The organism is Paenibacillus algicola, from assembly GCF_005577435.1.
Taxonomy (GTDB): Bacteria; Bacillota; Bacilli; order Paenibacillales; family Paenibacillaceae; genus Paenibacillus_AQ; species Paenibacillus_AQ algicola.
The window spans coordinates 2,599,759-2,614,585 of sequence record NZ_CP040396.1 but is presented as its reverse complement, the minus strand read 5'-3'; the positions used below and the strand labels follow the sequence as shown (position 1 = coordinate 2,614,585).

Genomic DNA, 14,827 nt, shown 5'->3' with positions numbered 1-14,827 from the left:
AGACGTGTCAGATGAGCGAGCAAAAGTATAACGTAGCCGTTGTAGGAGCTACAGGAGCGGTAGGAGAACAGATTCTGAGCCTGCTGGAGAAAAGAGATTTTCCGGTAGCAGAGCTGAAGCTTCTGTCTTCCGCGCGTTCTGCAGGCAAGGTTCTTACATTCAAAGGACAGGACGTAGTTGTAGAAGAAGCAACCCCTGACAGCTTTAAAGGCGTGGATATCGCTTTGTTCAGTGCCGGCGGTGATGTGAGCAAGGAGCTGGCTCCACATGCAGTTTCCCACGGTGCCGTATGTATTGACAATACCAATGCATTCCGTATGGACCCTGACAAGGTACTGGTTGTGCCAGAGGTGAATCCGGAGAAAATTCAGGAGCATAACGGGATTATTGCGAATCCGAACTGCTCTACCATTCAGATGGTCGCAGCACTGAAGCCGCTCCATGATGCCTTTGGCATCGCCCGGATCATTGTGTCCACCTATCAGGCCGTGTCCGGAGCAGGACACAAGGCCATTGAGGAAATGCTGCGTCAGAGCAAGGAGATTCTCAATGGAAATGCTGACGTTCAGCCTGATATTTTGCCGGTGGGCTCCTTGCCAGTCAAGCATCAAATTGCATTTAATGCGATTCCCCAAATCGATAAATTCACAGACAATGGATATACATTGGAAGAAATGAAAATGGTCCGTGAGACTAAAAAAATCATGGGCGACGAATCTATCGAAGTGTCAGCAACCTGTGTCCGCATTCCTGTCATTAACGGCCATTCCGAATCCGTATATGTGGAATTCAAGAATGACTATGAGCTGGAGGAAGTAAAGTCGCTTCTAGAGAAGGCTCCGGGAATTACGCTGGTGGATGATCCTGCATCCCAAGCTTACCCGCTCGCTAGTGATGCGGTCGGTAAGCCGGATGTCTTTGTGGGACGTCTGCGCCGTGATCTGACTCATTCCCGCGGTCTCAATATGTGGATTGTATCGGATAATCTGCTGAAGGGCGCGGCCTGGAATGCTGTGCAAATTGCAGAAATTATCGTTTCCAACCGAAACGGCCGGGCTTAACAGCCGGCCGTTTCAGCCGCTCGGCGCCTGGTTTATCGTCTTGCGGTTCCTCAAACGGAGGAATCTTCATGCGCATCCTGGTTCAAAAGTTCGGTGGAACCTCGCTATCGACTCCGGAAGCAAGATCCAGAGTCATTCAGCACATCAGGCGGGAGCTGGAGCAGCAGCTTCATCTGGTAGTTGTAGTATCCGCTATGGGGCGGAAGGGAGATCCCTACGCTACAGATACTTTGCTGGAGCTTGCTTCGAGCAATAATGCCCTGCTTCCCGTAAGAGAGAGGGATCTGCTGCTCTGCTGCGGAGAACTTATATCAGCCGCAGTGCTGTGCGGCCAGCTATGTCGAGAAGGCATTGCTGCAACGGCGCTTACCGGCGCCCAGGCCGGTTTCATTACGGATGATCATCATGGCAATGCCCGTATTCTTTCGGTCAAGCCTGATCGTATATTACAGGAGCTTGAGGCTTCCAGGGTTGTTATCGTAACCGGGTTTCAGGGACAGAGCAAATCCGGAGAACTGACGACACTGGGAAGAGGCGGCAGTGATACCTCAGCGACGGCGCTGGGAGCCGCGCTCCACGCCGAGATGGTCGATATATATACCGATGTAAACGGAATTTTGACGGCAGATCCCCGGATTGTGGAGGATGCCCGGCCGTTAAAATACGTCAGCTATAGCGAGATTTGCAATATGGCTCAGCAGGGAGCGAAGGTGATACATCCACGGGCTGTGGAAATCGCAATGCAGTCGCAAGTCCCGCTGCGTGTCCGCTCTACGTTCTCTGACAATGAGGGCACATTGGTTACCCGGCCTGAGTCCTTCAAGGATGCTGCTGAGGCCGACATTGTGGATCGGTATGTAACCGGTGTAACCTACATGAGCCATATCACGCATATTTCAGTGGACTGTGCCTCGCTGCAGGATACGCCGCTTCGTATATTCCGAAGAATGGCGGAGCACGCCATTAGTGTAGACTTTATTAGCGTAACGCCGGAAGGCGTACGTTACACGGTGTTTGATGATGACGCACAGAAGGCGGAGCAAGCGCTCAAGGACTTAGGACTGAATCCTCACATTTCCAAGGGCTGCGCCAAGGTATCCATTATTGGCGGAGGAATCAATGGAGTGCCGGGGATCATGTCCCGCATTATAGAGGCACTGAGTGAGCATGGTATTCCAATTCTTCAATCCGCAGACTCCAACACGACGATCTGGCTGCTCGTCCGGAATGAAGATATGGGAAATGCACTTCGCTCGCTGCATAGCAAGTTTGAGCTTCACCGGTAATGTCAGCCTAGAGCTTTTGTGCCGGATAACAGTTAGGAGGAAACGATAGTGGACTTCGGAAGATTAATTACCGCCATGGTCACGCCCTTTGATGGAGATGGAAATATCCACTGGGACGAGACCGCCAGACTGATCAATTACCTGATTGAGGATCAGCTGTCCGACAGCCTAGTCATTGCAGGAACCACCGGGGAATCCCCGACCTTATCCGAGGATGAGAAGCTGAAGCTGTTCTCCTTCGCCGTGGAGAAAGCGGCTGGCCGGTGCAAGATCATTGCCGGCACGGGAAGCAACAACACCCATCATTCGATCGAGCTGACGAAGAAGGCAGAGCAGTGCGGTGTGGACGGCATTCTGCTGGTGGCGCCATATTATAACAAGCCTAGTCAGGAAGGGCTGTATCAGCATTTCCGGGCGATCGCCGAGAGCACAAGCCTACCTGTGATGCTTTACAATGTACCGGGACGTACGGGAATCAGCCTGGGAGTATCCACAACACTCCGTCTCGCAGAACTGGATAACATCGTCGCAACGAAGGATTGCGCGTCTCTGGACCAGCTGACCCAGATTGCATCCGCTGCACCTGCCGGATTTGCCGTATACTCCGGCGATGATTCCTCAGCGCTGCCGGCATTGTCTGTAGGAGCCTATGGGATCGTCAGCGTAGCGAGCCATGTTGCCGGAGCACTCATGAAGGATATGATTCAAGCGTATCTGGAAGGGCGCAACAGCGATGCTGCTGCCCTCCATCAGAAGCTGTTCCCGCTGTTCAAGGGATTGTTTGAGTGTCCTGAGCCGCTTCCAAATCCGTCTGCAGTGAAATTTGCGCTTGCGGAGCAAGGATTTCCAGTCGGCTCCGTGCGGCTCCCGCTGCTGAGCCCGAATGATCAGGAGGCCGAGTTCATCCGTAGTCTGCTGGCTTCCTTGTCCTCATAAATACAGCACTGACGGTGTAAGACAGCCGGCGCTTCTCCATTTGGAGAGCGCATCGGCTGTTTTTTTGTATTTTGCATGATCACACGCGATAAAAATTGAACTCAGCAGGGCATCCTATATCTCACTGGGTGGGCGACTTGTGTTTAACGTTTTTTTTCATGTATAATGGGTTCAAGAGACTGGGTGCGGTATATTTTAGTAAATTAATATAACATTGGTCGACGTCCAAAACCATAGGAGGGTTAGATACACTTGTCAAAAAAAAATAACAGCGATAAATTATCGATTTTTGCCCTGGGCGGCGTCGGTGAAATCGGGAAAAATATGTATGTCATTCAATATGCTAACGACATCGTTGTCGTGGATGCGGGATTGAAGTTTCCGGAAGAGGACATGCTGGGAATTGATATTGTCATTCCTGACATTTCTTATTTGACAGAGAATCGTGACAAGGTGAAAGGCATTGTGCTGACTCACGGACACGAGGATCACATCGGCGGCCTGCCATACGTGCTGAAGCACTTGAACGTTCCTGTTTACGGTACCAAGCTGACGCTTGGGCTGGTAGAGAACAAGCTGAAGGAAGCAAATCTTCTTGGCGAAACCAAAAGAGTGCTGATCCATGCCGATTCCGAGATCAAGCTCGGAGAAACACTGACAGCCACCTTCTTCAGAACCAATCACAGTATTCCGGATTCCGTCGGCGTATGTATTGATACACCAGAGGGAAGCGTGGTTCACACCGGTGACTTCAAGTTTGACCACACTCCGGTAAATAACCAATATGCAGACCTGCAGCGCATGGCGGAGATCGGCAGTAAGGGTGTACTCGCACTGCTGTCGGACAGCACCAACGCAGAGAAGCCAGGCTTTACGCCATCAGAGAAGAATGTAGGCGTGGTGCTGGAGGATATTTTCCGCAAGGCGGAGCAGCGCGTGGTAGTAGCCACCTTTGCTTCGAACGTTCACCGTATTCAACAGGTTGTGAATGCAGCCGAGGAGACGGGCCGCAAGGTAGCTGTAATTGGACGCAGTATGGTAAATGTTGTGTCTATCGCTTCGGAGCTTGGATACCTTCACGTGCCTGAAGGCATGCTGATTGAGCCGGAGGAAGTAAACCGCATGGCAGCAGACCGGGTCGTTGTGCTCTGTACCGGCAGCCAGGGTGAGCCAATGTCTGCGTTAACACGCATGGCCCGCTCGACTCACCGTAAAGTGGATATTCTGCCAGGCGACACTGTAATTATTGCAGCCACACCGGTGCCGGGAAATGAGAAGTACATCGGCCGGACCATTGATGAGCTGTTCCGTCTCGGGGCAGAGGTCATCTACAGCGGTTCCAATTCCGGCGTACACGTATCCGGCCACGGCAGCCAGGAAGAACTAAAGCTGATGCTGAATCTGATGAAGCCCCAGTTCTTTATTCCTATCCATGGTGAATACCGGATGCAGCGCAAGCATGCACTGCTGGCAGAGACCGTCGGTGTAGAGCCTGACAACATCTTCATCACGGATTTGGGAGAAGTGGTTGAGATTCAGAACGGCTCGGCTCGGAAGGCTGGTAAAGTGACAGCTGGCAATGTACTGATCGATGGACTCGGCGTCGGTGACGTCGGTAACATTGTCCTGAGAGACCGTAAGCTGCTGTCTCAAGACGGTATTCTGGTCGTTGTCGTGACTCTGAGCAAGCAGAATGGCTCCATTGTTTCTGGACCGGACATTATCTCTCGAGGGTTTGTATATGTTCGTGAATCCGAAGGGCTGCTGGAAGAAAGCAACCGCATCGTTTCCAGTACGCTGCAGAAGCTCATGAGTGAGAACGTAAACGAATGGGCTTCCTTGAAGACCAGCGTGAAGGATGCGCTGGGTCGCTTCCTGTACGAGCAGACTCGCCGCAGACCGATGATCCTTCCGATCATCATGGAGGTATAGCCGCGATACCGTTTCATTCATAAGGCACACAGTCGCCCTTTTCCGCGAGAACGTTGGACGGTTCTTGCGGAAAAGGGCTTTTTGCTGCGTTTAAGGATGCCAAGGATGATTCAGCATGCTTTCTGACATAATAGCTAGGAGGAAGGTAACCAAGCAGAAGGGCAGGGGACATGCATGAGTATGAAGCAAAACGAAATTGCACGCAAAACAGCCGGCAAGGGTGAGAGTATGCCGGAGGCTGATATGCCAAGTGAAGAGCACAAGAAGCAGGCATCTTTAGAAGCGGTTCAACAGCTTGGCCAGACGGGTGTGGCGACATCCGGAGAATCCAATATCTTCTGTATGACCATTATCGGCCAGATTGAAGGACATACCGTTTTACCACCGCAAAATAAGACGACCAAATACGAGCATATGATTCCACAGCTGGTGGCGGCGGAGCAAAATGCTAAAATTGAAGGACTTCTTATTATTCTCAATACGGTTGGCGGTGATGTTGAAGCTGGTCTGGCCATTGCAGAAATGATATCCTCATTGACTAAGCCGACGGTGACAGTGGTGATTGGCGGAGGTCACAGTATTGGTGTTCCGATCGCCGTTGCGGCGGATTACTCTTTTATTGCCGGCAGTGCGACCATGACCATACATCCCATTCGCATGAGCGGATTGGTGATCGGTGTTCCGCAAACCTTTGAATATATGGAGAAAATGCAGGAGCGGGTCGTCCGATTTGTAACTCAGCATTCCGGCATTACAGAAGCCCAGTTCAAGGATCTGATGTTCAAGACGGGAGAGCTGAACCGGGACATCGGGACCTCGGTGTCGGGAGCCGATGCGGTTAAATACGGCTTGATGAACGAGGTTGGCGGTATTGGCCAGGCACTGGCGAGACTAAACGGCATGATTGGAGAGCGTAAGACCCTGGGGGCAGGAGGGCTTACACAATGACCTTATATACAGTAATGCCACTGGAGATGGTGTTCTCTGGAGGAGAGCCTGCCGCAAAGGATTCACCGCTTGTGATCGAAATGCGGCTTAACGGCGTTCTGCTGGAGGCGGAGATCATCGACCATCAAAGCGCCAGGATCGTAAGGCTGCTGGATTGCCAGCTGTCGGATTATTTAAATCCGGCGTATATGCCTGGCAGCCAAATATCTTTTATTCCGGTCCTCCATGCATAAGGGGGGCCGTTTTTTTGACACCTGGCGAATGCCAGAGTGCACAGCTTTTTAGCGCCACCGCATTTATTTTTGCCCGCGAAACAGAACATAGGTACGCCATGGTAATGTATGCTATAATATGGCTTCGGGGGTGACATTATTGGCAAAGCGTAAGCGGAAGAAGAGGGCTGTATTTGCCTCGGTGCTGAAATATGAAATTTATGGAATTATATTGATGACCTTATCGGTTATCGCATTATCGGGAGAAGCACCGGTAGGACGTTCACTATCCAAGATGTCGGGCTACGTGCTTGGTAAATATTATTTTGTCATACCCTTGATCGGCATTTACTACGGATTAATGGTGATGATTCACCGAAAATGGCCCAAGGTCTGGAACAGCCGCCGAACCGGCGTGCTGCTGCTGCTGCTGGCACTTACACTTATGAGCACCATCAGCGCTATGGAAGCCAAGCTGGCACCGATTGGGCAGTTTACTTCCGGCAATGTGCTGTCTCAAATACATAATGATTTACAGGGTGAGCTGCTTTATGCAGAGAGTGATGGAAACCATCCTGTTCTGGGCAAGGATATCGGAGGCGGCTATGTGGGAGCTTTGCAGCTTTCAGCACTGCTGCTGTTCTTCGGAGCCGTTGGAGCACGCCTCATTATGATTGTTATGCTTATCATCAGCTTTATGCTGATCACCAACTTGTCATATGTTGAGCTGATGAGAATGCTCCGCACGAGAGCGGTAAGAGCAAGCGGCTTGCTTCAGAAAAGAATGCAGTCGTACAAGTCTGCCAAAGCCTCCGGCGTGCGTAAAGGAAATCCTCGGCTTCCTGATGATGACGATGATCTGGACGATTTGGAGGAGCCAGAGCTCGCTTCCCGTCCGGGGCGGCCCGTGTTCTTCCAGCTTTTTAATCGGGAGGGCAAGGATCAGCATTCCGGAAAAGGATCACAGACAGAGCTGCAGGATGAGGAAGCCTTCGGGCCCCAGGATATTTTGTACGGAGGGGATTCGCTGAATACTGACGATCAGGAAGCATTGCAGGAAGCATTGCAGGATGGGGCAGCCAGACACGAGACCGCAGAGGCGCCCGGCGGTGCACCGATCATCCGGGATTTCTTTGAGCATGTGAAGTATGAGGATGCCCGGGAAGAGGATGAGCTTCACGATCATGATCCATTGCCGATCCAAGACGCATTGACTCCGCTGCATGCGGAAGGCCAGTCCCAGGACGTAAGCCTGATGGATACCAAGGCGGATTCTATGGATAAGGACAGTAACGGGGAGGGTGCCGAGCCTGCGTTGTCTGCAGACGTAGAGGGTCAGCCCGAGGCGCCGCTGGCTCCGCCGAAGCCACCGCCGAAGCCTTACAGGCTGCCGCCGTTCCGCCTGCTCTCGAAGCCTGCCGGAAGCGGAAAGCCTGGAGATCAGAATGATTACAAGCAGACCGCCCGGAAGCTGGAAGCTACGATGGAGAGCTTTGGCGTTCGCGCCAAGGTGCTGGAGGTCGTTAGAGGGCCTTCTGTGACCCGCTACGAAATCCAGCCGGATATCGGAGTAAAGGTCAGCCGGATTGTCGGTCTTACGGATGATATCGCGTTAGCGCTTGCTGCGAAGGATATCCGTATGGAGGCACCCATTCCCGGAAAGTCAGCAATCGGCATTGAGGTGCCGAATCACGAGGTGTCCATTGTGACGATGCGAGAGGTGATGGAAACGCCGCTGTTCCAGGATGCGGAGTCCAAGCTGTCCATTGCCTTTGGCCGCGATATTTCAGGTCAATCCATTGTTGGAAATTTGGCGCGGATGCCCCATCTCCTCGTTGCCGGTGCAACCGGCTCCGGTAAATCCGTGTGTATTAACGGCATTATTACGAGCATTTTGTATAAGGCGAAGCCCGATGAGGTCAAGTTTCTCATGGTCGATCCCAAGATGGTGGAGCTTAACGTATACAACGGCATTCCTCATCTCATGGCTCCGGTAGTCACGGATCCTAAGCGAGCCTCATTGGCCCTGAAGAAAATTGTAGTGGAAATGGAAAAGCGATATGAGCTGTTCTCGAAATCCGGGACACGGAATATTGAAGGCTACAATACTCTGGTAAAGGATAATCCTTCCGCTGTACTGCCCTATATTGTAGTCATTGTGGATGAGCTGGCTGATCTAATGATGGTGGCCGCGAACGACGTGGAAGAGGCGATTACCCGTCTTGCGCAAATGGCCCGTGCGGCGGGCATCCATCTGATTATTGCGACTCAGCGCCCATCTGTAGACGTAATTACCGGCGTCATTAAAGCGAATATCCCATCCAGGATTGCGTTTGGTGTTTCGTCTCAGGTGGATTCAAGGACGATCCTCGATATGGCCGGCGCGGAGAAGCTGCTGGGACGCGGAGATATGCTGTTTATGCCGATGGGGGCGTCGAAGCCCATCCGTGTTCAGGGAGCTTTTATGAGTGATCAGGAAGTAGAGAACATCGTCAATTTTGTGCGGGATCAGGGTCAGGCGGAATATGATGATTCGCTTGTGCCGGAAGTGGAGGACACGATCTTAGGAGAGGATGATACCCTGGACGAGCTGTATGACCAGGCTGTATTGATTATTCTGGAAGCCAAGCAGGCTTCGGTCTCTCTGCTGCAGCGGCGAATGCGTGTTGGATATACGCGTGCGGCACGATTGATTGACTCGATGGAGGCGAGAGGCGTGATTGGTCCATATGAGGGCAGCAAGCCCCGCGAGGTCATCATGTCTCTGGAGCAGTATCAGCAAAGCAAGATCAGTTCATAATGCAGAAGAGGCTGTCCCACAAGATCTAGGATCTTGCGGGATGGCCTCGTTTGTTGTTGCGAGATGCTCGGCGTACGAAACGTTCCTCCCCTCGCTGTTGCTCCCAAATTTCTTTGAATGATTCTAGCAATGGACCGCCCTTTGGCAGAATGGAAGTGTCTAGCAGCCATCTAAAAAGGAGCGCTTCATGGCAGTGCTGGGATCGCGATCCATCGTTATTCCTCCTGCGGCAGTCGATACAGCTTGCGGTACTGGCTTGCGGTCATCTTGATCGTTTTCTTAAAGGTGCGGTCAAAATGGGTCAGGCTCTCAAAGCCGGTTTGCTCTGCGATATCAACGATCTTCGTGTCAGTCTCGCTGAGCCTTCTCTGCGCCTCCCGGATTCGGGTGAGATTGACATACGAGATGATGGTGAAGCCGGTCACTTCCTTGAACATCCGGCTTAAATAGTAAGGACTGATGTAGAAGGTATCGGACAGCAGCTCCAGCGTTATTTTGTTCTGAAAATGCTGATGAATGTACTGCACGATGTCCATCATCTTCTCATGCAGCGGATTGATCGGATAGGCTGCAGGCGCTGAAGGGCGCTGCTTGAAGCGAGAGATGAGCAGCAGCAGCTCGGTCAGCAGCAGCTGGAGATAATCCTGATAGCCGTCCTTTTGTAAGGTAGCCTCCTGAGACATTTTATTGAAAATCTGCAGGGTCTGTGCCTGCTCCTGGGGCTGCAGTGGAACGACCGGATCGCCCTGCGAGAACAGTGGCAAGGCAGTCTGCCCACCGGAAAGAGCAAACGACTCATCAAAATTGATGACTATCCGCTCATGCTCAGGTCCGCCGCTCATAAAGCTTTTATGCACATCGTATCTGTTAATCATAACCAGGCAGCCTGGCTGAATCCGATACAGCTTCTCCTTGATGAAGTAATTCCGTTCTCCGGACATGAGATAATATATCTCATACGTGCTGTGATAATGGTTATTCCGCTCGAACGGGAGCCGGCGCCTTATATGATCGAAATAGAATGAGGATTCCTCATCCCCGTAACTGGCGAGCGGCAGATCCTCTGGGTGAGCCATGGATGCTTCCTCCTCTGCGAAAAGCAAGATATGTCCTATTATAACGGAAATGAGCAATAAATGAGAAGAAAATAAACCAATGATGCTTTATGATAGAACCAAACTACAGAACTGGCGGTGAGCTTTTATGAAACCTTTTATGGATGAACATTTCTTGCTCAATAGTGAAAGTGCTAAAACGCTGTATCATGACTATGCCAAACCAATGCCCATTATCGACTACCATTGTCACCTGAGCCCGGCAATGATTCGCAGCAATCACCGGTTTCAGAACCTGACTGAGGCCTGGATTAACGGAGATCATTATAAATGGCGCGCGATGCGTGCAAACGGTGTGGAAGAAGCTTATATTACGGGCGGTGAAGGGGTCAGCGATTATGACCGTTTCCTGGCTTGGGCAAGAACGGTGCCTATGACGGTTGGCAATCCGCTCTTTCACTGGTCCCATCTGGAGCTGCGCCGGATATTCGGGATTCACCATCTGATCAATGAGCAAAATGCGGAGAAAATCTGGCAGGAGGCCAATGAGAAGCTGAAGGAAGACAGCTTTACAACCCGCGGGTTGATTCAAGCCAGCAACGTTGAGGTTGTGTGCACGACAGACGATCCGGTGGATTCCTTAGAGGATCACATTGCTTTGGCGAAGGAGCCGGGCGTTCCGTTCCAAATGCTCCCTTCCTTCCGTCCGGATAAAGCGCTGGAAATTAACCGAAATACGTTCCTTCCTTGGCTTGATAAGTTAGGGCAGGTTTGTGGAAGTGACATTCGCAGCTATGAGGATTTGCTTACAGGATTGAAAAAGCGCGTGGAATTTTTCCATCAGGCTGGCGGACGAGTGTCTGACCATGCACTGGATTATGTGCCATATCATAAAGCTACCCGGGAAGAGGCAGCGGCAATCTTTATGAAAGCGCTCAAGCAGGAGAAGGTGTCCCATACCGAAGAACAGCAATACAAGACCTATACACTGCTGTACCTGGGCAAGCTGTATGCCGAAAAGGGCTGGACGATGCAGTTCCATATGAATGCGAGCCGAAACAACAATGCTTTAATGATGCAGCAGCTGGGACCGGATACGGGCTATGACAGCATCGGTGACAGTCCGGTTGCGGCTCCATTGGCTTCCCTGCTGGATGAGCTGGAAACGGCAGGGGCCTTGCCGAAGACGATTTTGTATTCCTTGAATCCGAATGATAATGACATTCTTGCGGCGCTGATTGGAAGCTTCCAGGGCGGTGGTATTCCAGGCAAAATTCAATTTGGCTCGGCCTGGTGGTTTAATGATACGAAGGATGGCATGATTGCGCAGTTGAGCAGCCTGGGCAATATGGGACTGTTGAGCCGTTTCGTCGGAATGCTGACGGATTCGCGGAGCTTCTTGTCCTACACCCGGCACGAATACTTCCGCCGAATTCTATGTAATCTGCTCGGCGAGTGGGTAGAGCAGGGCGAAGCGCCGGCTGATATGCAGTGGCTTGGAGGAATTGTACAAGATATTTGCTACGGCAATGCAGAGCGCTACTTCCAATTCGGGGGAGCCAAGGGAGGGACTTCGCATGGATAATGTGAAGCAGGCAAGCCTCTTATCTCTGGAGCAGCTCCAGGATTCAGAAAAAAAGCAGGCCGAAGCGTTGAGAGAACAGCCGGTCAAGGTGCTTCAATTCGGTGAAGGAAACTTCCTTCGGGGCTTTGCAGACTGGATGCTGCAGCATTCCTTCAAGCAGGGACATTTTCGGGGCACGGTGGCTGTAACTCAGCCCCGCCCTACCGGACGTATGAAGCTTGAGCGGCTGCGAAGCCAGGACGGGCTGTATACACTGCTAACCCGGGGGGTACAGAATGGGGAGCAGGTTGATCAGCAGGAGGTTATATCGGTCATCAGCCGTATGATTGATCCTTATGAGGAGTGGAATGATTTTCTGGCGCTGGCAGAGCATCCGGAGCTGGATATCATTATCTCCAACACGACAGAAGCGGGACTGACTTACACACCGACTCCTTATTCCCTGAATGAGCCTATGCTGTCATTTCCGGCGAAGCTGACGCTGCTGATGTACTGCAGATATCAGTTTTTCGAAGGGGCAGGGGATAAGGGATGGATGCTGCTTCCCTGCGAGCTGATCGAGCGCAATGGAGAGCGGCTGCAGGAGATTGTGCTGATGCACGCCCGCGACTGGAAGCTGGAGGAAGGCTTTATCGCATGGGTGCAGGAGCATAATCTGTTCTTGAATTCACTAGTGGACCGGATTGTACCGGGCGCTCCTTCGGATGCCGCAAGCTGGCAGGCTCAGCTCGGCTATCAGGACCAGATGCTGAATACGGCTGAGCCGTATCATCTGTGGGTGATTCAGGGCCCTGCTTCTCTGGATGAACGCCTGCCGCTTCAGCGGGCAGGACTGAATGTACATTGGGTAGAGGATCTGGCACCTTATCAGCTCCGCAAAGTGCGTCTCCTGAATGGTACCCATACCTTGATGGCATCCATCGGATTGGTGCATGGCTGTCAGAGTGTCCGGGAAATCGCTGAGCATGCCGAATGGGGAGCAGAGGCCCGCAAGGCGATGCTGGAGGAAATGGTTCCCGCTGTGCCACTGCCCGCGCAAGAGATGCAGGTGTATGCAAGCGAAGTGTGGGAGCGGTTCCTGAATCCGTTCGTAGAGCACCGGCTGGGCGATATTTGCTTGAACAGCATGTCCAAATTTCGTGTTCGGCTGTTGCCGACCCTAAAGGCCTATCACGAGCAATTTGAGAAGCTGCCTGAAAAGGTTGTGAAGGCACTGGCATGCCTCATCTTTCTGTACGATGCACAGGAGCAGGACGGAGGATGGTCAGGCCGGACACTGGATGGCGCAAGGGTTAAGCTTTCGGATGATGAAGGCGCACTCCGCTTTATGCAGAGCAGCTGGGACGAATACCGAAACGGTGCGGTCAGCCGCTCCGGGCTCATCCAGCGTATTCTCGGCAATGAAGAGCTATGGGGTGAAGATCTAAATGAGATTTCAGGACTGCCTGAGGCCGTTTGGGCGGAACTGGAGGAATTGGAGCTGAGTCAGTCATGAGTCATGTCATACTACTACAGGACACCGATAATGTTGCAGTAGCACTTCATCCGCTGACTGCCGGCAGCGGTGCAAACTACCGTCTGGACGGCAAGGAGCATGGTCTGGAGGTGCTGAATGATATTCCGAAGGGACATAAGCTGGCTGTACGCCTTATCAAAGCGGGCGAGCCTGTAATGAAATATGGATACTCTATTGGCGTTGCTGTGTGCGATATTCCGGCAGGCACATGGGTTCATTCCCATAATTTAAAGACGGGACTGGGCGACGTTCTAGAATACCAATACGAGCCGTCAGCACCTGCACAATGCTCAGCCGAACCCGCAGCACCTCTATACTTTGAAGGGTACACACGTGAAAATGGCGAGGTCGGCATCCGCAATGAGATCTGGATTATTAATACGGTCGGCTGTATTAATAAATCCTGCGAATTGCTGGCCAAGCTGGCGCATGAACGCTACCGCGGTCAAGGGGTAGACGGGGTGTATCACTTTGCTCATCCTTACGGCTGTTCCCAGCTGGGCGATGACCTGTCTTATACGCAGACTCTGCTGGCCTCTCTGGCTCAGCATGGTAACGCTGGAGGGGTGCTCGTGGTCGGTCTCGGGTGTGAGAACAACCAGATCGAGTCCTTCAAGGAGCTGCTGGGAGATCTGGATCCCGATCGGGTGCGCTTTCTGAAATCGCAGGCGGTAGAGGATGAGATTGAAACCGGACTTGAGCTGATTGATCAGCTGGTGTCCCGTGCCTCGCGCTATCAACGGGAGCCGCTGCCGTTCAGCAAGCTGAAGATCGGCCTGAAATGCGGCGGATCGGACGGATTATCAGGAATTACAGCCAATCCGTTAGCGGGACGCATCGCGGATACGATTACGAATCAGGGAGGAACCGCTCTGATGACGGAGGTGCCGGAGATGTTTGGTGCCGAAACCATCTTTATGAACCGCGCAGTAAATAAAGAGCTGTTCCAGCAAGTATGTCATCTGGTAAATGATTTCAAGCAGTATTTCGTGGATCATAACCAGCCGATCTACGAAAATCCTTCACCCGGCAATAAGGACGGCGGGATAACGACACTGGAAGAGAAATCGCTTGGATGTACGCAAAAAGGCGGTCAAGCCCCCGTTACCGGGGTACTGAAATACGGAGAACGTGCGAGTCTGCCGGGCTTGAATCTGATTCAGGGTCCTGGCAACGATCTGGTATCCGTTACAGCATTGGCCGCTTCCGGGGCTCACCTGGTGCTGTTCACCACCGGCAGAGGCACCCCCTTTGGGGGCCCGGTCCCGACGGTGAAGATTTCCACCAATTCCGAGCTGGCCAAGCGCAAAAAGCACTGGATTGATTTCAATGCAGGCACGCTCCTGGAAGGTCAGAGCATGGATGAGCTTCATCAGGATCTGCAGGAATATATTGCAGCACTCTGTTCTGGCAAAGTGGCGGCTGCCAATGAAAATAACGGCTTCCGTGAAATCGCGATCTTCAAGGACGGAGTTACCTTGTAATACAGACCGTTT

At 52.2% G+C, this 14,827-nt stretch carries 11 protein-coding genes; 10 read left to right on the top strand and 1 reads right to left on the bottom strand.

The window, feature by feature from the left end:
* The first annotated feature begins 11 nt into the window (after window positions 1-11).
* The 7 genes from E6C60_RS12095 (at window position 12) to E6C60_RS12065 (ending at window position 9,175) form a co-directional block, all read left to right on the top strand.
* Window positions 12-1,061 carry an aspartate-semialdehyde dehydrogenase gene (locus E6C60_RS12095; protein ID WP_138226073.1) on the top strand — a complete coding sequence of 350 codons (1,050 nt, stop codon included), beginning with the start codon at window positions 12-14 and terminating at the stop codon, window positions 1,059-1,061.
* Between the two features lie 68 nt (window positions 1,062-1,129).
* Entirely contained in the window at window positions 1,130-2,347 is a 1,218-nt protein-coding gene (gene dapG / locus E6C60_RS12090) for an aspartate kinase (protein WP_138226072.1), read from the top strand.
* 48 nt (window positions 2,348-2,395) lie between these two features.
* Entirely contained in the window at window positions 2,396-3,283 is an 888-nt protein-coding gene (dapA, locus tag E6C60_RS12085) for a 4-hydroxy-tetrahydrodipicolinate synthase (RefSeq protein WP_138226071.1), read from the top strand.
* Window positions 3,284-3,535: 252 nt separating this feature from the next.
* A complete protein-coding gene (locus tag E6C60_RS12080) occupies window positions 3,536-5,215 on the top strand; it encodes a ribonuclease J (protein ID WP_138226070.1) in 1,680 nt (559 codons plus the stop codon).
* Window positions 5,216-5,443: 228 nt separating this feature from the next.
* The gene (locus tag E6C60_RS12075) at window positions 5,444-6,163 is read left to right on the top strand and encodes a ClpP family protease (protein ID WP_138227782.1); all 720 of its coding nucleotides are present in this window, start codon (window positions 5,444-5,446) and stop codon (window positions 6,161-6,163) included.
* On the top strand, window positions 6,160-6,396 hold the full coding sequence (locus E6C60_RS12070; RefSeq protein WP_138226069.1) for a YlzJ-like family protein: 237 nt from the start codon (window positions 6,160-6,162) through the stop codon (window positions 6,394-6,396). The genes E6C60_RS12075 and E6C60_RS12070 overlap by 4 nt, the downstream gene beginning before the upstream one ends.
* 118 nt (window positions 6,397-6,514) lie before the next feature.
* Window positions 6,515-9,175 (top strand): FtsK/SpoIIIE family DNA translocase, encoded by a 2,661-nt coding sequence (locus E6C60_RS12065; RefSeq protein WP_233280995.1) that lies wholly within the window; start codon window positions 6,515-6,517, stop codon window positions 9,173-9,175.
* Window positions 9,176-9,390: 215 nt separating this feature from the next.
* Here the strand turns inward: E6C60_RS12065 and E6C60_RS12060 are convergent, their stop codons facing one another.
* Window positions 9,391-10,251: an AraC family transcriptional regulator gene (locus E6C60_RS12060; protein ID WP_138226067.1), complete on the bottom strand. Its 861-nt coding sequence runs from the start codon at window positions 10,249-10,251 to the stop codon at window positions 9,391-9,393.
* 127 nt (window positions 10,252-10,378) lie between these two features.
* Here E6C60_RS12060 and uxaC point away from each other — a divergent pair, with 127 nt between their 5' ends.
* The 3 genes from uxaC to E6C60_RS12045 are packed head-to-tail and all read left to right on the top strand — an operon-like array spanning window position 10,379 to window position 14,815.
* Window positions 10,379-11,815: a glucuronate isomerase gene (gene uxaC, locus E6C60_RS12055; RefSeq protein ID WP_138226066.1), complete on the top strand. Its 1,437-nt coding sequence runs from the start codon at window positions 10,379-10,381 to the stop codon at window positions 11,813-11,815.
* Window positions 11,808-13,310: a tagaturonate reductase gene (locus tag E6C60_RS12050; protein WP_138226065.1), complete on the top strand. Its 1,503-nt coding sequence runs from the start codon at window positions 11,808-11,810 to the stop codon at window positions 13,308-13,310. The genes uxaC and E6C60_RS12050 overlap by 8 nt, the downstream gene beginning before the upstream one ends.
* A complete protein-coding gene (locus E6C60_RS12045) occupies window positions 13,307-14,815 on the top strand; it encodes a UxaA family hydrolase (protein ID WP_138226064.1) in 1,509 nt (502 codons plus the stop codon). Before E6C60_RS12050 ends, E6C60_RS12045 begins: the two co-directional genes overlap by 4 nt.
* The last annotated feature ends 12 nt before the right edge of the window (window positions 14,816-14,827 follow it).